This window comes from Piscirickettsia litoralis (genome assembly GCF_001720395.1).
GTDB lineage: Bacteria > Pseudomonadota > Gammaproteobacteria > Piscirickettsiales > Piscirickettsiaceae > Piscirickettsia > Piscirickettsia litoralis.
On record NZ_MDTU01000001.1, the window covers coordinates 1,456,565 to 1,476,873 of the forward strand.

Genomic DNA, 20,309 nt, shown 5'->3' on the forward strand with positions numbered 1-20,309 from the left:
CCCACCTCCATCCATTACAAAAAAATCATCCTGAATCTACAGCCTACAAAGGCTTTAACCAAAGGTCAATAGTCAAAGCCTTCTCTTTTCTGTGGCCGCAATGCAGCAATTTTAACGATTATAATGGCTTAATTAAAATTATTGATAATTTTTTCAAGAATAGAAACCATCAAATCAGCTTCTTCTTTCCTCAACGTTAACGGTGGTGCTAAACGAATCGTATTTCCTGCCGTCACATTAAAGACCAAACCTTCTTCCATCGCCGCAACACGTAATGGAGCACAGGGCTTATGAATTTCAATACCAATCCATAGACCCTGACCACGCACATCAACAACTTTGTCATTGCCAGCAAATTTGCTGCGTAACTGGTCTTGTAGATATTGACCCACTTCAGCACCATTTTCGATCACTTTATCGCTGACCATCGTTTCAAGCACCGTAGACGCCACACGACACGCGAGAGGATTACCCCCATAAGTTGTCCCATGTGTACCCACCGTGAGCAAATCAGCGGCCTTACCTCGAGCCAAACAGGCACCGACTGGAAAACCATTTCCCAAGGCTTTTGCCAACGTCATTACATCCGGCACACTATTCGAATGCTGAAAGCCAAACATTTTACCCGTACGGCCCACACCACTTTGAATCTCATCTAAAATCATCAGCAAGTCATTATCATCACAAATGCGACGGATATTATCTAAAAAATCTGCCGGTGGCACATGAACGCCTCCTTCCCCTTGCACAGGCTCTGCCATAATTGCAACCACATTGGCATTGGCTTTGACGATTTTTTCCAGCGCATCGCTATCCCCAAACGGTGCATAAATAAAGCCAGGCATAAGCGGCTGAAAACCTTTTTGAATATTGATGTTCCCTGATGCCGTGATGCACGCCATCGTCCGACCATGAAAGCTTTTTTGCATCGTAATAATAACAGGCGAATCAATGCCTTTTTTCTGGCCAAACAGTCGGGCGATTTTCAGTGCAGCTTCATTCGCTTCTGCACCAGAATTAGAAAAAAAGACCTGATCCAAGCCTGAAAGCTCAGACAATTGACCGGCGAGCTGCTCTTGCTCTGGAATTTCAAAACCATTAGAGACATGCATAAGCTGCGCAGCTTGCTCTTGTAATACTTGGGTGACTTTAGGATGGCAATGCCCAAGGCTGCATACTGCAATTCCCGCCAAGCCATCTAAGTATTTTTTACCCTGATTATCCCACAGCCATACACCTTCACCTTTAGTAAAAGCGACAGGCTGACGATTATAGGTCGGCATTAAATGTGACATACTTCTTCTCTCCCTAAAAAATTAAAACCAAAACCAACAGAAACGATTGTAGATTGTCGATCCATGCTAGCCTGAATGAATTACTAAGGCAACGCTGCCTCGCAGCATAAGCATTTTTTTGCTCTGTCAAGACTGTTTTTTTATCTAAAAGACGATTAAAATCCTTTCCTAGATTTTTGGCAATACCTACTCTAGAATACTAGATATAGTAGAAAGAGAATTTAAAAACCCAATATATACTTAAAAATCACAACAACAATAAAAACACAAAAACCACTTTAATCAAGGGAGCCAGCATGCAAAGCCACCTCACAGACAGCCCCAATTTGCCTGATTTTCATGTCATTCGTCGTAATGGCAACATCGTCGGCTATAACCCGGATAAAATCAAAGTTGCTGTTACAAAAACATTTCTTGCTGTTGAAGGCGAAGAAGCCAGCGGCTCTAGCCGAATTCACGACATCGTAGAGCAACTCACAACGGTCATTACCGCAACATTTATTCGTCGCATGCCCAAAGGTGGCACTATTCATATCGAAGATATTCAAGATCAAGTCGAGCTGACTCTCATGCGGACAGGAGAGCATAAAGTTGCCCGTGCCTATGTGCTCTATCGTGAAGAACACCGAAAAGCACGCCAAGATGCTGAGGCCCTAAATGCACACCTGCCCAAAAGCACCCTCAATGTCACTTTAAAGGACGGCAGCCAAGCTCCCTTGGACCTTGCCCGCCTACATGTTCTAGTCAACGAAGCCTGTGCCAAGCTCGAACATGTTGATGCCAACTTAATTCTAAATGACATCGAGCAAAATCTATTCGACGGTGTACCCATCCATGAAGTCACCAATGCTCTAGTCATGAGCGCTCGCCCTTTAGTTGAACAAGAGCCGAATTACTCCTATGTCACAGCCCGCTTACTCATGGACCAGTTACGTACTGAGGCACTTTCCTTTACCAATGTTGCGGACAATGCCACTCATAGCCAAATGGCAGAGTTTTACCCACAATATTTCCAAGCCTATATCGAGCAAGGCATTGAGCACCATCTGCTCGATGAAAAATTACACAGCTTTGACCTTACACGCTTAGGCCAAGCGTTAAACCCTGAGCGTGACTTACAATTTACCTATTTAAGTTTACAAACGCTATACGATCGTTATTTCTTGCACGTTGATCAAACCCGTATTGAATTACCACAAGCCTTCTTTATGCGCGTTGCGATGGGACTGGCCCTCAACGAAGATGATCCAAATGCGCGTGCCATAGAATTTTATAATTTGCTTTCTTCATTCGATTACATGAGTTCGACACCCACTCTATTTAATTCAGGCACATTGCGCTCACAGTTATCCAGCTGCTATTTAACTTATGTTCCCGATGACCTTGAAAATATTTATGGGGCAATCAAAGATAATGCCCTGCTGTCAAAATGGGCCGGTGGCCTTGGCAATGACTGGACGCCAGTGCGTGCTATGGGCGCCCACATTAAAGGCACCAATGGTAAATCCCAAGGCGTTGTGCCCTTTTTGAAAGTTGTCAATGACACCGCTGTTGCCGTCAATCAAGGCGGTAAGCGTAAAGGGGCGGTCTGTGCTTATCTTGAAACATGGCACTTGGATATTGAAGAATTTGTCGAATTACGTAAAAACACCGGCGATGAGCGTCGTCGTACCCATGATATGAACAGTGCGAACTGGGTGCCTGACCTTTTCTTAAAGCGTGTCTCTGAAGATAAAGACTGGACGTTATTCTCTCCAGATGAAGTACCAGATCTGCATGATCTTTATGGCCATGCCTTTGAAACCGCCTATGAAGCCTATGAAGAAAAAGCCAAACGAGGTGAAATCCGTAGTAAAACCATTTCAGCAACTAATCTCTGGCGTAAAATGCTCGGCATGCTCTTTGAAACAGGCCATCCTTGGATTACCTTCAAAGATGCCTGTAACTTACGTTCACCACAGCAACATGCTGGTGTCGTCCATAGCTCTAACCTCTGCACAGAGATCACTTTAAATACCTCTGTCGATGAGATTGCAGTGTGCAACCTCGGCAGTGTAAACCTCGTCGCGCATCTAGACGAGAATGGCTTAAATCTCGAAAAGCTAAAACAAACAGTATCAACCGCAGTGCGCATGCTCGATAATGTCATCGACATTAACTACTATGCAGTACCGCAAGCACGCAACTCGAACCTAAAGCACCGCCCTGTCGGTCTTGGCATGATGGGCTTCCAAGATGCCTTGCACAAACTCGGTTACTCTTACAGCTCAGAGCAAGCTGTCGAGTTTGCTGATCGTTCTATGGAAGCGATGAGTTACTTTGCCATTGAAGCTTCTTGCACACTCGCTAAAGAGCGGGGTCATTATGAGTCCTATCAAGGGTCATTATGGGATCAAGGGATTTTGCCAATCGACTCGATTGCCCTATTACAAGAAGCACGTGGTGAGTATCTGCAACAAAATACTGAGACTTCCATGAATTGGGATCAATTGCGCGCTGAGTTAAAGCAATACGGCATGCGTAATTCGAATGTCCTAGCGATTGCACCCACCGCGACGATTTCAAATATCTGCGGTGTCTCTCAATCCATAGAACCGACTTACCAAAACTTATTTGTAAAATCGAATTTATCTGGTGAGTTTACCGTCGTTAACCCTTATCTTGTCCGCGAACTTAAAGCCCTTGAGCTTTGGGACGAGGTGATGGTCAACGACCTAAAATACTTCGATGGCAGCATCCAGCGCATTGCCCGTATTCCAACGGACCTTAAAGAGCGTTACCAAACTGCTTTTGAAGTCGAGCCGCGCTGGCTCATCGACGCGGCTTCTCGTCGTCAAAAATGGATCGATCAATCCCAATCATTAAACTTATACATTGCCGAGGCTTCGGGTAAAAAGCTTGATATCATGTATCGCATGGCCTGGTTGCGTGGCTTGAAAACCACCTATTACCTCCGCTCTTTAGGAGCAACGGATACTGAAAAATCAACCATTCACGATGCAAAACTGAATGCGGTACAGCAAGAAGAAGCTGCACCACTACCTCAAGTGTGTGCCATTGATGATCCAGAGTGTGAGGCTTGCCAATAGGCGCCTCACCTCTAAAAACGATGACCAGAAACTAAACACAGAGCAAAATCAAATTAAGGGGGCCTTATGTCTTTAATCAATTGGGACGACTTTAGTGACGATCATGTCACAGAAAAAAAGCCTGCTGCCGCGACATCTAAAGCTGTTAAAAACACAGAAACAGTACCTGCAACTTCTACTGCTCCTGTAATAGCAACAGTAGAACCAGCTGATCAACAACAAGATCAGAATTTAGGGTCGAAAGCCGAGCATGAAGAGCACGAAGAGCACGAAGCAAACACCGGCCTTGAAGCACTCGAAATGGGCGCTGCGCGTGTTACCGTCGACGCAAAACAAATGATTAACTGCCGTGCAGACTTGAACCAGCTTGTCCCTTTTAAGTACAAGTGGGCCTGGCAAAAATACCTCGATGCCTGTGCAAACCACTGGATGCCGAATGAAATCAATATGGCGGCGGATGTCGCTCTCTGGAAAGACCCTAATGGCCTGACAGATGATGAACGTACCATTTTTAAACGTAGTTTAGGTTTCTTTTCAACGGCTGACTCCTTAGTTGCGAATAATCTTGTTTTAGCGGTTTATCGCCACATTACCAACCCTGAGTGCCGCCAATACTTATTGCGCCAAGCTTTTGAAGAAGCGTTGCACACTCACGCCTATCAATACATCGTTGAAAGCTTAGGTCTCGATGAAGGTGAAATTTTCAACATGTACCGTGAAACACCCGTGGTTGCGAATAAATCTGCCTGGGTATTACGTCACACCAAAAATCTGGCCGATCCTGATTTTAAAACAGGCACAACAGAGGCTGATCAACAATTATTGAGTAACCTCATTGCTTTTTATGCGGTAACTGAAGGCATCTTCTTCTACGTTGGTTTTGTGCAGATGCTGTCGTTTGGTCGTCGCAATAAGCTCACTGGGGCCGCCGAGCAAATTCAGTATATTCTGCGCGATGAATCCATGCATTTGAATTTTGGTATCGACATGATTAACCAAATCAAGCTGGAAAACCCTCATCTTTGGACAACAGAGTTCCAGGAGAAAATGCAGGCACTTATCCTCGAAGGCGTCGAGCTGGAAATTCAATATGCGCGTGACACCATGCCACGTGGAGTGTTAGGCTTAAATGCTAATATGTTCGAAGATTACTTAAAATATATTGCCAATCGCCGTCTTGCCCAGTTAGGCTTAACAGAGCAGTTTGATGGTATCACCAATCCATTTCCTTGGATGAGTGAGATCATCGACCTGAAAAAAGAGAAAAATTTCTTTGAAACGCGTGTGACTGAATATAAAACCGGCGGCGCACTCAACTGGGATTAATAGTCACTAATTTTGTTCTCGATTAAAGCGGATGCCATGATAACCAAAATTCTTTGCATTCGCACGGGCGAGTTTCACTGAAACAAACCCGACAGGAGAAACATGACGTTTTCCTGTCGGGCTTATTCTAAGCCAACGCCATTTCCCCTCACCATCCTCAAAAAACTGCCACTCATCATCCTTCTTTGCCCCAACAGCGGCCTTCTTTGTAGTTGATGATGATTTCGTTTTTAAGTTTTGCAATGAAACTGGCTGTCGGATCACTTTGCCTTCACCAGTGAAGCCATTTTGACTCGCAGCGCCACGTGCAATTTCTTCACTGGCAAACCCCTCTTTAGCAATTTGCCGCTTACCATCGGCATTGACTTTGAGCCAGCGCCACTTGCTATCATCGGCCCGAAAAAAATACCACTGTTCACCCGTTGTTTTTTCGGGTGATGAACTCCCTGCTACTTGCTCTTTTTTTTCTTGCTCGGCGTAGCCTGCCTCTTCTTCTGCGTGCTTTTTTGCAGCCTCCTCTGTATCAAACCCAGACGGTGATACCGAACGTTTGCCTGCTGCATCAATGTGTAGCCAACGCCAACGGCCAGACTCATCTTGGAAAAAATCCCATTCTTCAGCTGATGACATGATTCACCCTTACCACCCTATCAGCATTTTTTGAAAACTCTCAACAATAACACCCTTTGTATATAGCGAATCACAAAAAGTCAGTATCGCCAAATAACTTATTGATAAAATTAATATTTTTTGTATTTTATTGCGTATAATAACCTAATAAATATTAATATGACTCATCTTTAAGAATAGCCGCTGTTGAATTATTTCATAGCCTTACTTGCTAAAATCTTCTATTTTCGCCAAAATAGTCTAGTTAAAAGTTAAAGCGTATGGCAACAATACATGACTCCATTTCAAAAACAATTTGGCAACTCTCTAGAAAAATCTCGGCAAGAGAAAATTGCAGCACGCAAATTAGCCGCTAAGAAGAAACAGCCGAAACCTAAAGCTGCATCCACCGCACAACTCGAAACTCTAGTCGGGCGCTTTAATAAAACCTCTTAATTTAAAAACAAGGAAGATTTGATGAAACTCAATCAAGAACAAATTCAAACGGCACTCACCGAATTACCAAGCTGGCGACAAGATGGCGATAAAATTACTCAAACCATCCGCTTCCCTAATTATCTAGATGGCATCCGTTTTATTTCCAAACTTGCAATACAAGCCGAAGCAGTTCAGCACCACCCAGACCTAACAATTAACTGGTGCAACATTAAAATCGACTTAAATACGCATGACGTTAATGGCATCAGCCAAAAAGACATCGATATGGCTAAATACATCGAATCGCTCTTGCCTGAATTTTTATAAACGCTAATAAAGGTGCTAGCTCTTGCCATTAATCTTTGCTTTTTTATGAGCGACTGCTATAAAACATAATAAATCATTTAAATAACAAAGCAGTGATTCCCGTAGTTAAAACCAAACATTATGGGGGTGCTTTTAAATATCTTGGGGCTAGCAGCATGACACGATCTGAGCTTATTGAACAAATTGCAAAGCGACAAAATCAATTTGACGACTTAAAAATAGAGCAAATTGTCAGACTGATCTTAGATCAAATGGCTCAGTCATTGATTAAAAATCAACGTATTGAAATACGAGGTTTTGGTAGTTTTTCTTTACACAAACGAGACCCTCGCAAAGCGCGCAACCCGAAAACAGGTGAATCTGTCATCACCGAATCAAAACATGCAATTCACTTTAAACCAGGAAAATCCATGCGTGAGCGAGTCGACCAATCAAAAAATATCTATCCAATTCAAGAAGATAAAGACGGTGATCATGATTAATTTAATTAAAACAATTAATTAACACCCGCGCGCAATAAGTCACTGTATAGTTTAAGTAACTCTTTGTAACGAGATAACCTTTTCTCATCAACGCTCTTAACATGCTTCGCCTGGTCAAGATAACGACCGCAGCGTTGAAATAATACTTTTGTGCGCTTACCGCCTTGCGACATAAAAGTAATTAATGCTTGTGCTGCATTTAAACTAATTGCAATATTATTAGGTAATTCCGTTGCCGCAAGCTCAAATAACTCCACAGCTTCTGCATACTGTTGGCTTTTAAACATCTCGACAGCCAAATGGTTCGCCTCATCCGGTGTGATTTCTGGGCCATAGTAAAACTCTCTAATTTTATCAATAACATCAATTTCATCACGATGCCGGCACAATAAAATCCTTATCATTAGTTCACCTTTATGGCCTAACTCACTATAAAAAAAATCACGCGCAACACTGACCTGATCCATCGGCTTCATGGAAGGGTGATTTTTATCATATAAATCAACGGCTTTCCTCAAGTGATCCTGTGCTTTGCCCTCTTCTTTCAAATGTTTAAAGATTGCACCCTTTAATAAATGCAAACGAATCATTAAGTCTTCACGCTCAGCATAGGTCTCCTCCATTCCCTCTAAAAGATGCAAAGCCTCTTTACAAGGCCGCATATCAAGCAAGCCATCTGCTGTTTTTTGATTCTGCTTTTGCAATTGATTCGCTAAGCGTAAAATATCATCCGGGTCTTTTTGAGGAGAGAACTTACTTAATCGCAGAACATTGCGCCTTGCCGTCTCAGCCACTTCTTCGTCTTCATTCTGCTCAGCAATATCAGCGAGTTTACGTTGCCTAGAGAGAGAATTGGGAGAAATTGCCACCGCCTTTTCTAAAACAGATTGCGCTAATTTCACTTCACCTTGCTTAGTTAATGCCTTAGCAAGCCAATCACGCGCAACTAAATGCTCCTTGTGCTCAGCAAGAATATACTTAAACTGTGTAATCGACTCTTCATATTTTTCGTTTAAATAAAAAATTTTGCCCAAACCAATTCGCGCCCACAAAACCTCTCGGTCTTCTAAGATTCCAGCAAAGGCCTTTTGAGCTTCTGGAAATTTATTTAAGCGAAATAGAGTTTCAGCCTGCACTCTCTCACACTCATGTACGACATCTTTAGACTCTGCCTCTGTGATTTTAGCCTGACATAAGCGCAACACTTGATTATGATCACCTGCATCCAGTGCATCATTAATCGCCGACATCTTCTCACGATGCTCCATAATCACGGTTAGCCGGTCGATAAATTCAGCAACATTAAACGGCTTAATCATGTAAGCATCAGGGAGGTGTTCTAAAGCTCCCATCACCATCCCAGGGTTAGCAACAGCAGTCACCATCATAAACACGGCCGAATGCTTTAAGTCACCGCCATCACGCAACTCCCCTAAGACATCCATACCATTAGGGCCATCTCCCATATTATAATCACACAAAATAATATCGTATTGTGTGACCTTCGCTTGAGCAATCGCCTCATAGCCATCGACAGCCTGATCAACTCTTGTCGCACCGACTTTTTGCAGCATTGACTTTAATACAGTACGCATTGACTTAAAGTCATCGACAACAAGTATTTTTTTATCCGCGAGGTCAATATTCGGCATCAATGACTACAATTTTCTAAAGACTCCTATATTGACCAATTATAGAATAAGAACGGCCTGGACAAACTACACTCTAACTAAAGATGAACGTTATCATGCTCTATCACACTAGGGTAATCAATGAAGGTAAACTTTAAAAACATAAAAAAATGCTCTGCTTAACTGCAAGCTTACTCTTGCTTGCCTGTACCTCTTCAGATCAGCAAAAAAGTTGGCAATTAGGTCAGAATATCAGCCAACAAGCACAAATTAGCAAAAATTTAAGATATGTTCTAACAACCCCACTCAATGCACCTGTAGAACTCTGGCAAATCGGCCGCTCTGCCAAAGGAAAATATGCCTGGAGCTTTCCTGAAAATTTACCTGCAGGCTATACCATCAGTGACCTGTCAACCCCTCAATCCTATGCGGTGATGGCGAGTGGCCCTTATGTTATTGTCTGGAGCACACGCACAGGAAAAAGTCGTGCTTTTTGGCAACTCCCTTTTAGCGTCTCAGAAATTAGAGCCTCACAAACAAATCTACTCAGCCTTATTCGCACTGATCAAGGTAAAGTTAAAATGGTTGACTTGCGCACAGGCCGCATTCACTTTTCCATCCCTATCGCCAAAACAGACAAAGCCACCTATCTCACTTTTTCCGAAAACTCACATTTTTTTTGCAGTAGGCACAAAGTCAGGACGAGTTCACCTATGGAACATGAAAACCAAAAAACTATTTCGAACACTCAAACTAGGAAAAAAATTTCGTTTTTAAAGTTTTCCAGTAATGGGAAAAAACTACTCACTTCAACTTATACCGGTTTATCACAAATTTGGTATACCCGCTCAGGAAAGCTCATTTCAACATTAAAGGCAAACGGCGATCTTTATAAAATACGCCAAGTCCCCACACCTGTCATCGCTGCGCGTTTTTCGGCAAAGAGTGGATTTCTAGCAACCGGCTCGCCAGGCGGCATCGTTAGGGTTTGGCGCGTCAAATCAGGTTACATCCACAGACACTGGCAAATCCCTTCCCCAAGTTTTTGGAATCGTAAACATCCAACTGTACTCGATCTTGCATTCACCTCAAAAGCAAGATCAGTGGTTACTGTCACCAGTGAAAATAAGACCGCACTTTGGAAACTGCGTTAAATTATTATGGCATACCCCTTGCAGTAGTTAACTAAAATAATAGCGGCATAGATCATGCCCGAACGGCGGCAAGGCAAATGAAAACACAGTCTGACAATGCAAATATCATTCTTAGCAAAGAAGGTGAAATACTCACAGAGACAGGTGAGCTCACCTCCACAGAAGAAAATAAACTACGTGCGGCAGAATATGCCCAACAAATTTTATCTGGCCACAGCTCAAGTAAGCTTGCAGAATTAAATTATTTAGAAGAGCTTTTCGAGCGCAAGGAAAATATTGCTAAACGTGCTGAAGAAAACCACCGCCATGCCAAGATTATTCTCAATGAAAAAATGAGTGACGCAAAGCAGCTCGAAGACAAAATTCAAAATACCGAACACTCTCACGGTAGAGAAATGGGTCATTTAAGTGAAGTGCAGAATAAACTAGCACACGAAGCAAATATAGCAATTAGTATCGCCGCACTAAAAAAAACGCGACGAGCAACGCGCTAAAGAAAATATCAATAACGCCACGCTTTCTTACCAAAATCTCATGGTAAACTTGCAAAATATAAAAAAGGCAAATGATGCCGAACTCGATAAAGCACAAAAGCTCGTTAAGAAAACAGAAAAAGAGGCCCTCATCCAGCGAGAAGCCTCTGAAAAAGCAAAACACAACGCCTTAACACTGCGTCAGCAGCTAGGTGTCGCCAAACGCTAGACTTGCTCTAAAGACGATGGTGATCCCACCAATACAGCCGGCTTGCGCCCCATCGCTTGCTTAATCAGTTCACGCTTAATAAAACCGGTTTGATTCGTTAATTTCAGCCCCATACTCCTAAGCCACACCAACGGTTCGGCTTGTGTAGAAAATAACTCTTTAAACCCTGTCATCGTTGCGCTCGTTAAAGCATTGTGCCCATAGCGCATACGCTCATATTTTTGCAATGTCATCATATGGCCAATATCGCGCTTTTTCTCGCGTACTTGAGTCAATACATCAATAAGAGCCATCGCATCTAAAAACCCTAAATTAATGCCCTGACCTGCCAACGGATGAATACGGTGGGCCGCATCACCAACAAGAGCCACACGCGGGCGGGCATAACCACAAGCATGCTCAGCACGTAGAGGAAATGAAAACCGCTTTGCAACATCGGTAATCTTACCCAAATGCCCAGCAACCGCCTGCTCAAGCTCCCGTTTAAACTCTGGCTCTGCTAAATTCAAAACACGCTCAACACAATTTTTATCTAATGACCAGACAATCGAGGAGTAATGAGGGTCATCCAGAGGCAAAAAGGCCAAAGGCCCTGTCAGTAAAAAGCGCTGCCATGCTGTTCTTTGATGAGTGCGCTCAGTGCGCACCGTCGTCACTAAAGCGCATTGCTGATAATCCCGAGAAGTCACCGGCCAACTGAGCTGATGACGAACCCAAGACTGCCCTCCATCGGCCCCAATAACCACTAGCGCCCTTAGTCGATCAGCCGATTGCAGATGCAATTCAGCATATTCTTCTTTAATGTCCAAGTTAACAGCCTGTGTATCACTGTATATTGCAATATCTAACTCTTGAACGCGTTCTAATAAAGCCTGAACAATCACTTCATTTTCGATAATATGACCTAAGTGGTCAGCCCTTACATCAGCGGCCTCAAAACGAATCCGCCCAGAACCTAGACTCTCCCAGACCTCCATCGCCTGATAAGCGCTGCAACGCTGTTCGCAAATACTCTGCCAGGCGCTCAGGTGTTCCAAGAACGCCTGGCTACACGGGGTAATTGCACTAACACGTGGCGAATACACCCCGCCAGTTTTTAATTGTATGGATAATGGCTTCAACTTTAATTGATTCTTTTCGATTAAGGCGACGTTAAAGCCTTGTTGGGCTGCAAAGGCCGCGGCAGCAAGCCCAGTCATGCCTCCCCCCATCACCACGATATCAAACGACTTCATTCAATTCTTCACCCCCTTTTTGCAACACCTTAGGACCTGCTGCCGTCAACAAACTCGGCAACCGACAGCCTAGAGTCTTTTGCACCCGGGCCTGACGCAACGGCCCCATCAGCTCCAAGCTTGATAGCCAAGCACGACGCACCTTGCCCACTGGGGCCAAAGGGTTTGCAAACCCAGCGAGTAAGTAATCAATATCACGAATGATATGCTGGTTTCTTTTTTGTTTTTTCTGACTATAGCGCTCTAGAACATTTGCAGAGCCAATAAATTCCTGCCGATCAATACTGTCTTGTAATACATCAAGCATACACGCGAGATCATATAACCCTAAATTTAAACCTTGACCGCTTAAAGGGTGCAAAGTATGTTCAGCATTCCCTAGCAAAATACAACCTTCTCGCCAAGAATTAACAGCAATCGTCTTTTTTAAAGGAAAGACAACACGTTTACCCACGGCCGTGCAAGCCCCTAATGAATAACCAACCATTTGGTATACATTCTCGATAAAGTCTGCTGTCGACAGCTCCAATAACGCCTTAATTTCTGCACAAGGCGCAGCCCAAAACAAGGCCATGCGCTGCTTAGTTAAGGGCAACAAACCTAAAGAGCCTGACTTAGTAAAGCGTTCAAAAGAGCGTGCTTGATGGGTTCGTTTTAATTGAATATTGGTCACTAGAGCTTGCTGTTGATAATCATGTTGCTCCACAGCGAAATTCGCTAATCGTCTTACAGTAGACCCTGTTCCATCCGCGCCGATCACAAGTCGTGCTTGAAGTTGGCTCTCGGAGGCTAAACCGTCTTTTTGTAAAGTCAGTGTGGATAATGGCTGATCGGAGTCTGCACTATCATTCATTTCACATAACCGAGTTCCTGCCAAGTGCTGAATACGGTCAGGGTAAACACGCAATTCAGCACTTAAGGCGCGCTGTATTAGATCAAGAGGAATCACATAACCAAAAGCGGCATAGCCTAATTTTTTTGCACCTAAACGTGTCTTTGACCAAGCACCCTGTTCAGACACTTCAATGTGCTCTATAGGCTGTGCGTGAAGCTGTAAATTTTGCCAAAGACCCAGATGCTTTAATAATCGACAGCTCGTCAAAGATAATGCAATCGAACGCTGGTCCAACGCGCTCAATTTTTCCTGGTCATTGGCAGGCAGTGCTTCAATTAGAGCAACGTCTAAATTAGTAAACTGGACCAGGGCTAAGGCTAAACTGCAACCCACAACGCCACCGCCCACAATTGCGACATCAACCTGTTTCATAGCGATTTACTTCACCTTACTCACCGTTAGTGCACAGCAGGACGATCAGAGCCTGTTAACTCGCTATGAATAAAAAGAGCTGCCATACGAACATACTCAGCAATTTCCGTATAAGCGGTTTCATTTTCTTCATTGTCTTCGATGGCTAAATCTAATTGAGCAATTTCTGTCAAATCTTTCAACGTTGCAGCCAACTCGCCTTCTTTATATTTAGCAATATTCACCCCAGATAAGTGCAACCCAGTTAAAAAACCCTGGGTCCAAGCACACAATAGGCTTGCGCGCTCTGCTAAATCTGCAGAGTCATCAGGTAACAATAGGGAAAACTCGAAATCACCTGCATACATTTGCTCCCAGCTCACCTTAAAAAGCTGTTCTAACTGTTTTACTGGTTCTTTTGCCATCACATTTGCAAATAAATCAGATTTAGAGTCTGACTCAATACTGGCCAATATGGCTTTTTCTAGCCAAAATTTACAGGTGAGTTTCTCTTGGCCGGCGAGCATTCCAACAAGTAAGCCGTGGACATCGGCCGCGCTCATCCCTTCAATGCCAAGGGTGTTTAAAGCATTTTCTATTTTTTCAAATTCAATTAACGTTTGGCTCATTTTAGCCTATCTCCACTCAAGTGACGCCAATATCCTACCATCAGCCCCCCAGCCTAGCCAATATTTAACAACGTTGACCTTGCAATCAACAGCTTCTACCCTAGAGGTATAGGGAGTAAAAAGGGTATGCCAATGGATGAGCTCAAACTTGCGGCCTTAACTCGCGATATCGGCAAAATGATCGAGCTCTGTGAGCAGCTCAAAAAAGAGAATCTTGCCCTAAAAACACAGAAAAATGCGCTCATTAAAGAACGCTCTCAGCTGCTGGACAAAAACCAAGTCGCCAAAACTCGTATCGAGTCCATGTTACTGCGTCTTGAAGAATTGGAAAAAGCCAATGTCAAAGCAAGCGCCTAAATACCCTGCTATTGTTAAAGCGATAAAAGTCTTGGATAAGTATTATCAAGTCAACTGTCCTCCCGACCAATACCGCGCGCTCGAAGAAGCGGCACTATTATTAGACGATAAAATGCGTCATATCCGTGACAGTGGTAAAGTCATCGGTGTTGAACGCATTGCGATCATGGCCGCCCTCAATCTTGCTCATGATTATCTACAAAATATGGACCATCGTGATAATTATATAGACGATGTTAATCAACAACTTGAGCTATTAGAAAACAAAGTTAAACAAGCACTTCGCTTTTCTGATGAAAAAGAGATATAATGGAATCAGTCCCACTGTCGTGTACGAGATGAGGTAAACATCTTGAGCCGATATCGCACATGCCGGGAGTTGAACGTAGTGCTGTGAGCCTGCTTGCCTTTGAGTAAGACGCCTGATGCCCTACAAGAGACACCCACCTAGTTTAACTGGGTTCAATGCTGCGCACCTCAACGGCACGATGGGGGACTTCTATTTTCAACAAGAATAAAACACAACACTCAATACCATGAGTACAAAACAACAACTACGCTATCATATGCGCAAAATGCGCCGATCACTCTCTGCTTCAAACCAACAATTAGCAGCAAATAATTTTATAACTCAGCTCACTAATTGCAATATTTTAGATGATGCTCAACACATTGCGCTTTACATGAGTGCCGACGGCGAGATCGACCTTACCCCCACTTCGCATGCACTTTGGGCACAAAAAAAGACTGTTACCTCCCTATAGTCCCCAAAACAGGCAAAGCCCTCACCTTTGGGTTGTACCAAGAAAATACCAGGTTACAAACTAACCGCTATGGCATTAGCGAGCCTATTACAGACAAAATAATAACACCCACAGAGCTTGATGCCGTTTTACTCCCTTTAGTTGCTTTTGACACTAATGGTAATCGCCTCGGCATGGGTGGCGGTTATTATGATACAAGTTTTGCCGACCTGGTGGGGCAAATCAAATTAATTGGCTGCGCTCACCGAGCACAACAGCTTGACGACCTCCCCACCGATAGCTGGGACATTCCTTTGCATGCTATTATTACAGATCAAAATTTTTATGTATTTTAGGTAATATTTTATGAATTATTGGCTAATGAAATCAGAGCCTGATGCTTTTGGCATCGATGACTTACAAGCACTACCCAAACAAACCGACAGCTGGGACGGCATCCGTAACTACCAAGCCCGTAATATGATGCGTGATGAGATGAAAGTAGATGATTTGATTTTCTTTTATCACTCCAATTGTAAGGTTCCAGGCATCGTTGGCATCATGAAAGTCGCAAGCAAACCGTATCCAGACCACACCCAATTTGACCCTGAATCTAAATATTATGACCCTAAAGCCACCACCGACAAACCACGCTGGATGATGGTCGATGTCAAATTTGTTGAAAAGTTTAGTAAGGCCATCTCACTAAACACTCTAAAACAAACTGCCGAACTCAGTGAAATGGCTGTTGTTAGAAAAGGCAATCGGCTCTCAATCACCCCTGTAACGCCTGAACAGTGGCAAACGATTCTATCTATGCGTTAAATTTCAATTCTGATGCACACCCACCCAACTAGTTCAATTATCACCTAAACTAAAACTAGGGATCCTTTAGCTTTAGAGCGGTTTGGTATGCGCACTTTCGTATCTAGTCTTAACAGCTTGACCGTCAAGCTGCTGGGTATTTCTAGCATTACTGTTCTTTTAATTGCCGGCGCTGGATTTTATGGCCTCAGCAGCTCATGGTCATCAATGAATGAGCTCGGTCGTATCATTGAGGTCGACCAAGCTCACGAGCATGCTGTTTTGAAAATTAGCATCAACTTCAAGGAGCAAGTCCAAGAATGGAAAAATGTCTTATTGCGTGGTTACGATAAAAATAAATTTAACAAATATCTCGGCAAGTTTGAAGACAAAGAAACACAAGTGAGAAAACAATCAGAAAAGTTGCTTAAAGGGCTTTCAGGGCCTCACCATAAAACGTCCCGCCAACTGTTAGCAACATTTATCAATGACCATAAAACACTCGCTGAAAAATATCGCCAAGGTCTTAGGCAATTTGAAGCCAGCGGCTATGACAGCAAAGCTGGGGACAAAGCTGTTTCTGGCATAGACAGAGCACCACTCAAGACTCTAACAACCGCAGCAGAAGCAATCTCTAAAAATTTGGCCACAACCACTCAAGTGGCACTTAAGAAAAAACAACAAACTGTCCTGTTTACCCTCATTTTAATCATCATCGCAATTGTTGCAGGTGCCGCGACCTATGCCATTTTAGTGCGCCGATTGATCATTCGCCGCGTGCAGTTTTTTGGTCAGAGACTTAGAGCACATTACCGAAGGTGACTTTACCCATCAATGCCAGCCTCTAGGAAGAGATGAGATCGGCCAAATTGGCACTGCCATCGAAACACTTAAAAGTAAAATTGGTACTTTAATCGCTGAAATTAATCACATGACTCAGCGAGTTAGCAATTCATCAACCACCATGTCTACCATGATGGGAGAAGCGCAATCACAACTCACAGAACAAGCAAGCGGAGCAGAGCAGATTCAAGCAGCAATGACAACAATGAATGAAACCATGAAAACCGTCGTCTCAAAAGCGGAAAATGTCGCTCAATCAGCCAGAAATGCCGACCAAAAATCTCATGAAGGGCAAAAGGTCGTCACAGAAACACGCGAAACCATTGGTAGTCTCGCCAAAGAGGTAGAAACAACCGCCCAAGTTATTACTTCACTCAATGAAGCCAGCAATAACGTCGGTAGTATTCTTGATGTCATCAAAGGCATCTCTGAACAAACCAATATGCTTGCTTTAAATGCAGCTATTGAAGCTGCACGTGCCGGTGAGCAGGGTCGCGGATTCGCTGTTGTTGCCGACGAAGTCCGGGGGCTTGCCCAACGTACCGGCGATTCTGCAGAACAAATTTATGACCTGATTGAGCAATTACGCTCCCATGCCAATAATGCCGTCGAAGCCATGGACAAGGGAAAAGAGCGTGCAGATGCGAGCGTACAACAGTCTGAAAAAATGTCAGAGTTACTCACTTCAATTATTACCATTGTCTCTGAAATCTCAACCACCAATGCCCAAATCGAATCGCTGATTAAAGAGCAAAGCACCTCCTTTGGTGCAGTAACGCAACAAGTCAGTAAAATTAATAGCCTCGCTCAAAACACAACAGCTAAAACAGGCGAAACAACAGTCCATAGCCAAGAACTCTCCGAACTTAGCGATGGTTTATCTAAATTACTCGAACAATTTAAACTTGAAGAATCTGCTTGATTTAGTTGATATCGATAAAATAACCAGAACCATAAAATAAGCCGCAATTACGGCTTATTTTATCTTATTTTTTCAACTCTCATCAGCTAGTGAGCGCTAGAAATACTGATGCCAATTATGGCGAACGTCCCCCATCGCGATTAAATAGGGGTTATGAAAATCTTCTTTTTGGTTATATTTTAAAGTTTTGAATTGAAAATCAACAATATCGCCACCAGCTTCTCGTAAGATCATATGAGCCGCAGCCATATCCCACTCAGAGCTTGGCACTAAGCGTAAACACAAATCCGCTCGACCAGCGGCGATTAAACACAGCTTTAAGGCACTGCCCACCTCTTCAATAGAATACTCTGGGAATTGGCGAGTAAACTCCCCCAAACGATCCAAATCGTGCCAACGCCCAGCCACCAAACGAATTTTCTCACCTTGCCGATACGGTCGACTGCGAATACGCTCAGGCAAATAACGATCTTGCTGCAAAAAGGCCCCTTCACCCTCACTCGCAAAGTAACACTCTCCCGTCACAGGTACATAAACAACCCCTAAAATAGGACGCCCCTCTTCAATCAAGGCGACATTAATTGTAAATTCATCATTACCACGAATAAACTCTCGCGTGCCATCCAAAGGATCAATCAGCCAATAACGCGACCAACTCTGACGTTCTACAAAAGAAACATTCGTTAATTCTTCAGAGATTATTGGGTAATCCGGTGTCAGCGCCGCCAAGCCTCCCATTAGCACTTCATGGGATTCTAAATCTGCAGAAATTAGCGGTGTGGAATCTGCTTTCACAGCAATTTCAAGAGAATCAATATTTTTATAAATATCAAGTACGCGGCGGCCTGCTTCCTTGACCAAAGCAATCACGCTATCGAGTAGGCTTTGTTCTTTCACTATTTCTCCAATAGATTGTCTTTAGATTAATTTATCGACTTGAAAAAATCTTTTGCCATATAAAGTGCTGCGAGGCTACGTGCTTCATGAAAATCATCACGCATCAACAAGTCCTCATATTTTTCAAAAGGCCATGATACAACTTCCAGCTCTTCAGGTTCATCCCCAACAAGCTTTTGTGGATAAAGGTTTTCAGCAACAAAAACTTGAATAGAATGACCAAAGTAGCCTGGTGCTAGAGTCATACTTTTTAGCTTCGTTAAGGTCTGCGCCCCATAGCCAACCTCTTCTTTGAGTTCTCGATTCGCTGCTTGTTCCGCAGTTTCTCCAGCATCCACCAAACCTTTAGGAAACGCTAAGGTATAGTCATCAACTCCGGCAGCATACTCACGCACTAACAAGAAGTGATCTTTATCTATAACAGGAACAATCAAAACAGCCCCATTATGGTGCTGAGCGCGAGGAATACGCTCATACTGGCGCAGTTCATCATTACTAAAACGAAGGTCAATCTGCTCTATCGAAAAAAAAACGACTGCGTGCAACAATCTCACGTTTTAAAATTTCAGGTTTTTTCTTCATCGCTATCCCTTCCATTAGAATATTTTGTCAATTATACCAGCCTTAACTCAGTTTGAAGAGCATTATTGATGGCGCAATGCATGACCCACTTCTGTTATACTCGTCTCATTTAAAACCCTGGAGAAATTGTCTATGACACAAGAGGTCACAGAAACCGTTCGTCTCGATAAGTGGCTTTGGGCGGCACGCTTTTTTAAAACGCGCGCACTGGCAAAAACAGCGATAGAGGGAGGGAAAGTCCACTGCAACGGTCAACGCATCAAGCCTAGCCATAAAGCCATCGTCGGCGCAATCTTAGTCATTCGCCAAGGTTTTGCCGAAAAAACCGTTATTATTCAAGCACTATCCAGCCAAAGACGTGGCGCAAAGGAGGCCGTCTTGCTCTATCAAGAAACTCAAGAAAGCCAAAAATTACGTGAAAAACAACTTGCAGAGCGCAAAGCACTTGGCCAAATTGCCCATGAAGGTCGCCCTGACAAAAAACAGCGAAGGCAGCTAATTGACTTTAATAGAAAAAATTTATAAGTCGTACGCTATTGAACTCTAGTCTGCTTTATGGTCCAACTCTTGTACAGTTTACACGCTTAAGCCTGCCATAAGGTAAAGGGCAAATAATTTACTGAGAGGCACTTCTTGTGGTAGATTTTTCGTTTTTATAATTTTTATGCTCTGGTATTTTAAAAATGTAGAGTGAAGTGGTTTCATCAAAAATGCTATCGATAACTGAGTTTTTTACTCAAAATTTTAAAACAAAATTTATTAGTCAATCCGGTGCTATCACTCCCTGGACTGATTTACTAAGTCATGCCTTTGCCTTATCCAAGCACTTGCCTACAACAACCACACATATAGCCAACCTTGCAACATCAACTTCAGACTTTTGGTTAGTACTGCTTGCGGCAGCCTACAGTAAAAAACAATCGTCCTCCCAGCAAACACAGCTCCAAGTACCTTAACACAGCTATCTAAACATTTTTCGGATCTCTATCCACTCACTG

At 43.3% G+C, this 20,309-nt stretch carries 23 protein-coding genes, 1 other RNA gene and 1 pseudogene; 17 read left to right on the top strand and 8 right to left on the bottom strand.

The window, feature by feature from the left end; translation table 11 throughout:
- Positions 1-128: 128 nt before the first annotated feature.
- Positions 129-1,295: an aspartate aminotransferase family protein gene (locus BGC07_RS07070; RefSeq protein WP_069312528.1), complete on the bottom strand. Its 1,167-nt coding sequence runs from the start codon at positions 1,293-1,295 to the stop codon at positions 129-131.
- A 236-nt stretch (positions 1,296-1,531) separates the two neighbouring features.
- On the opposite strand from BGC07_RS07070, the gene BGC07_RS07075 reads away from it, so the two are divergent.
- Both BGC07_RS07075 and BGC07_RS07080 read left to right on the top strand, forming a co-directional pair.
- Entirely contained in the window at positions 1,532-4,384 is a 2,853-nt protein-coding gene (locus BGC07_RS07075; protein WP_268801703.1) for a ribonucleoside-diphosphate reductase subunit alpha, read from the top strand.
- A 66-nt stretch (positions 4,385-4,450) separates the two neighbouring features.
- Positions 4,451-5,710 carry a ribonucleotide-diphosphate reductase subunit beta gene (locus BGC07_RS07080; protein ID WP_069312530.1) on the top strand — a complete coding sequence of 420 codons (1,260 nt, stop codon included), beginning with the start codon at positions 4,451-4,453 and terminating at the stop codon, positions 5,708-5,710.
- Between the two features lie 6 nt (positions 5,711-5,716).
- Here the strand turns inward: BGC07_RS07080 and BGC07_RS07085 are convergent, their stop codons facing one another.
- Positions 5,717-6,340 carry a hypothetical protein gene (locus BGC07_RS07085; RefSeq protein ID WP_069312531.1) on the bottom strand — a complete coding sequence of 208 codons (624 nt, stop codon included), beginning with the start codon at positions 6,338-6,340 and terminating at the stop codon, positions 5,717-5,719.
- Between the two features lie 273 nt (positions 6,341-6,613).
- On the opposite strand from BGC07_RS07085, the gene BGC07_RS21210 reads away from it, so the two are divergent.
- The 3 genes from BGC07_RS21210 to BGC07_RS07095 all read left to right on the top strand — a co-directional run bounded on the left by BGC07_RS21210 (position 6,614) and on the right by BGC07_RS07095 (position 7,566).
- Positions 6,614-6,775, top strand: a complete 162-nt coding sequence (locus BGC07_RS21210; protein WP_201258126.1) for a hypothetical protein — start codon at positions 6,614-6,616, stop codon at positions 6,773-6,775.
- 21 nt (positions 6,776-6,796) lie between these two features.
- On the top strand, positions 6,797-7,084 hold the full coding sequence (locus tag BGC07_RS07090; RefSeq protein WP_069312532.1) for a 4a-hydroxytetrahydrobiopterin dehydratase: 288 nt from the start codon (positions 6,797-6,799) through the stop codon (positions 7,082-7,084).
- A gap of 155 nt (positions 7,085-7,239) precedes the next feature.
- Positions 7,240-7,566, top strand: coding sequence for an integration host factor subunit beta (locus tag BGC07_RS07095; RefSeq protein ID WP_069312533.1), 327 nt, complete (start codon positions 7,240-7,242; stop codon positions 7,564-7,566).
- A gap of 14 nt (positions 7,567-7,580) precedes the next feature.
- Here the strand turns inward: BGC07_RS07095 and BGC07_RS07100 are convergent, their stop codons facing one another.
- Positions 7,581-9,218: a tetratricopeptide repeat-containing response regulator gene (locus BGC07_RS07100; RefSeq protein WP_069312534.1), complete on the bottom strand. Its 1,638-nt coding sequence runs from the start codon at positions 9,216-9,218 to the stop codon at positions 7,581-7,583.
- Between the two features lie 149 nt (positions 9,219-9,367).
- On the opposite strand from BGC07_RS07100, the gene BGC07_RS07105 reads away from it, so the two are divergent.
- From BGC07_RS07105 to BGC07_RS22030, 3 genes are all read left to right on the top strand, one after another.
- The gene (locus BGC07_RS07105) at positions 9,368-10,351 is read left to right on the top strand and encodes a WD40 repeat domain-containing protein (protein ID WP_235603010.1); all 984 of its coding nucleotides are present in this window, start codon (positions 9,368-9,370) and stop codon (positions 10,349-10,351) included.
- 77 nt (positions 10,352-10,428) lie between these two features.
- Positions 10,429-10,845, top strand: coding sequence for a hypothetical protein (locus BGC07_RS07110; protein ID WP_235603011.1), 417 nt, complete (start codon positions 10,429-10,431; stop codon positions 10,843-10,845).
- A gap of 49 nt (positions 10,846-10,894) precedes the next feature.
- Entirely contained in the window at positions 10,895-11,053 is a 159-nt protein-coding gene (locus tag BGC07_RS22030; protein ID WP_235603012.1) for a hypothetical protein, read from the top strand.
- Here the strand turns inward: BGC07_RS22030 and BGC07_RS07115 are convergent.
- The 3 genes from BGC07_RS07115 to BGC07_RS07125 are packed head-to-tail and all read right to left on the bottom strand — an operon-like array spanning position 11,050 to position 14,163.
- Positions 11,050-12,288, bottom strand: coding sequence for a UbiH/UbiF/VisC/COQ6 family ubiquinone biosynthesis hydroxylase (locus BGC07_RS07115; RefSeq protein ID WP_069312535.1), 1,239 nt, complete (start codon positions 12,286-12,288; stop codon positions 11,050-11,052). The two genes, BGC07_RS22030 and BGC07_RS07115, sit on opposite strands and share 4 nt — an antisense overlap.
- Positions 12,275-13,555, bottom strand: coding sequence for an FAD-dependent monooxygenase (locus BGC07_RS07120; RefSeq protein WP_069312536.1), 1,281 nt, complete (start codon positions 13,553-13,555; stop codon positions 12,275-12,277). The genes BGC07_RS07115 and BGC07_RS07120 overlap by 14 nt, the downstream gene beginning before the upstream one ends.
- 26 nt (positions 13,556-13,581) lie before the next feature.
- Complete coding sequence (locus BGC07_RS07125) at positions 13,582-14,163, bottom strand: UPF0149 family protein (RefSeq protein ID WP_069312537.1); 582 nt, start codon at positions 14,161-14,163, stop codon at positions 13,582-13,584.
- A gap of 132 nt (positions 14,164-14,295) precedes the next feature.
- Here BGC07_RS07125 and BGC07_RS07130 point away from each other — a divergent pair, with 132 nt between their 5' ends.
- The 7 genes and pseudogenes from BGC07_RS07130 to BGC07_RS22040 all read left to right on the top strand — a co-directional run bounded on the left by BGC07_RS07130 (position 14,296) and on the right by BGC07_RS22040 (position 17,832).
- Entirely contained in the window at positions 14,296-14,520 is a 225-nt protein-coding gene (locus BGC07_RS07130) for a TIGR02449 family protein (protein ID WP_069312538.1), read from the top strand.
- A complete protein-coding gene (locus tag BGC07_RS07135; RefSeq protein ID WP_069312539.1) occupies positions 14,501-14,830 on the top strand; it encodes a cell division protein ZapA in 330 nt (109 codons plus the stop codon). Before BGC07_RS07130 ends, BGC07_RS07135 begins: the two co-directional genes overlap by 20 nt.
- A gap of 8 nt (positions 14,831-14,838) precedes the next feature.
- Positions 14,839-15,019, top strand: a non-coding RNA gene (gene ssrS / locus BGC07_RS07140) — 6S RNA.
- Between the two features lie 76 nt (positions 15,020-15,095).
- Positions 15,096-15,619, top strand: a pseudogene (locus tag BGC07_RS07145) (5-formyltetrahydrofolate cyclo-ligase).
- 10 nt (positions 15,620-15,629) lie between these two features.
- The gene (locus tag BGC07_RS07150) at positions 15,630-16,088 is read left to right on the top strand and encodes an EVE domain-containing protein (RefSeq protein WP_069312540.1); all 459 of its coding nucleotides are present in this window, start codon (positions 15,630-15,632) and stop codon (positions 16,086-16,088) included.
- An 87-nt stretch (positions 16,089-16,175) separates the two neighbouring features.
- Complete coding sequence (locus BGC07_RS22035; RefSeq protein ID WP_235603013.1) at positions 16,176-16,889, top strand: hypothetical protein; 714 nt, start codon at positions 16,176-16,178, stop codon at positions 16,887-16,889.
- Positions 16,855-17,832 carry a methyl-accepting chemotaxis protein gene (locus BGC07_RS22040; RefSeq protein ID WP_235603014.1) on the top strand — a complete coding sequence of 326 codons (978 nt, stop codon included), beginning with the start codon at positions 16,855-16,857 and terminating at the stop codon, positions 17,830-17,832. The genes BGC07_RS22035 and BGC07_RS22040 overlap by 35 nt, the downstream gene beginning before the upstream one ends.
- 96 nt (positions 17,833-17,928) lie before the next feature.
- Here BGC07_RS22040 and cysQ read toward each other — a convergent pair whose 3' ends face one another.
- Together cysQ and nudE are read right to left on the bottom strand one after the other, a co-directional pair.
- Positions 17,929-18,729, bottom strand: coding sequence for a 3'(2'),5'-bisphosphate nucleotidase CysQ (cysQ, locus tag BGC07_RS07160; protein ID WP_077216802.1), 801 nt, complete (start codon positions 18,727-18,729; stop codon positions 17,929-17,931).
- Positions 18,730-18,755: 26 nt separating this feature from the next.
- Positions 18,756-19,274, bottom strand: coding sequence for an ADP compounds hydrolase NudE (nudE, locus tag BGC07_RS07165; RefSeq protein ID WP_235603015.1), 519 nt, complete (start codon positions 19,272-19,274; stop codon positions 18,756-18,758).
- A gap of 169 nt (positions 19,275-19,443) precedes the next feature.
- Between nudE and BGC07_RS07170 the strand changes: the two genes are divergently transcribed.
- Together BGC07_RS07170 and BGC07_RS07175 are read left to right on the top strand one after the other, a co-directional pair.
- A complete protein-coding gene (locus BGC07_RS07170) occupies positions 19,444-19,836 on the top strand; it encodes an RNA-binding S4 domain-containing protein (RefSeq protein WP_069312542.1) in 393 nt (130 codons plus the stop codon).
- A 185-nt stretch (positions 19,837-20,021) separates the two neighbouring features.
- On the top strand, positions 20,022-20,267 hold the full coding sequence (locus BGC07_RS07175) for a hypothetical protein (protein ID WP_069312543.1): 246 nt from the start codon (positions 20,022-20,024) through the stop codon (positions 20,265-20,267).
- The last annotated feature ends 42 nt before the right edge of the window (positions 20,268-20,309 follow it).

Bases quoted from the DNA above. Each gene is read 5' to 3' on its own strand.
- BGC07_RS07070 (WP_069312528.1), bottom strand. From the start codon at position 1,295: ATGTCACATTTAATGCCGACCTATAATCGTCAGCCTGTCGCTTTTACT.
- BGC07_RS07080 (WP_069312530.1), top strand. From the start codon at position 4,451: ATGTCTTTAATCAATTGGGACGACTTTAGTGACGATCATGTCACAGAA.
- BGC07_RS07085 (WP_069312531.1), bottom strand. From the start codon at position 6,340: ATGTCATCAGCTGAAGAATGGGATTTTTTCCAAGATGAGTCTGGCCGT.
- BGC07_RS21210 (WP_201258126.1), top strand. From the start codon at position 6,614: ATGACTCCATTTCAAAAACAATTTGGCAACTCTCTAGAAAAATCTCGG.
- BGC07_RS07090 (WP_069312532.1), top strand. From the start codon at position 6,797: ATGAAACTCAATCAAGAACAAATTCAAACGGCACTCACCGAATTACCA.
- BGC07_RS07095 (WP_069312533.1), top strand. From the start codon at position 7,240: ATGACACGATCTGAGCTTATTGAACAAATTGCAAAGCGACAAAATCAA.
- BGC07_RS07100 (WP_069312534.1), bottom strand. From the start codon at position 9,218: ATGCCGAATATTGACCTCGCGGATAAAAAAATACTTGTTGTCGATGAC.
- BGC07_RS07105 (WP_235603010.1), top strand. From the start codon at position 9,368: ATGCTCTGCTTAACTGCAAGCTTACTCTTGCTTGCCTGTACCTCTTCA.
- BGC07_RS07110 (WP_235603011.1), top strand. From the start codon at position 10,429: ATGAAAACACAGTCTGACAATGCAAATATCATTCTTAGCAAAGAAGGT.
- BGC07_RS07115 (WP_069312535.1), bottom strand. From the start codon at position 12,288: ATGAAGTCGTTTGATATCGTGGTGATGGGGGGAGGCATGACTGGGCTT.
- BGC07_RS07120 (WP_069312536.1), bottom strand. From the start codon at position 13,555: ATGAAACAGGTTGATGTCGCAATTGTGGGCGGTGGCGTTGTGGGTTGC.
- BGC07_RS07125 (WP_069312537.1), bottom strand. From the start codon at position 14,163: ATGAGCCAAACGTTAATTGAATTTGAAAAAATAGAAAATGCTTTAAAC.
- BGC07_RS07130 (WP_069312538.1), top strand. From the start codon at position 14,296: ATGGATGAGCTCAAACTTGCGGCCTTAACTCGCGATATCGGCAAAATG.
- BGC07_RS07135 (WP_069312539.1), top strand. From the start codon at position 14,501: ATGTCAAAGCAAGCGCCTAAATACCCTGCTATTGTTAAAGCGATAAAA.
- BGC07_RS07150 (WP_069312540.1), top strand. From the start codon at position 15,630: ATGAATTATTGGCTAATGAAATCAGAGCCTGATGCTTTTGGCATCGAT.
- BGC07_RS22035 (WP_235603013.1), top strand. From the start codon at position 16,176: ATGCGCACTTTCGTATCTAGTCTTAACAGCTTGACCGTCAAGCTGCTG.
- BGC07_RS07170 (WP_069312542.1), top strand. From the start codon at position 19,444: ATGACACAAGAGGTCACAGAAACCGTTCGTCTCGATAAGTGGCTTTGG.
- BGC07_RS07175 (WP_069312543.1), top strand. From the start codon at position 20,022: ATGCTATCGATAACTGAGTTTTTTACTCAAAATTTTAAAACAAAATTT.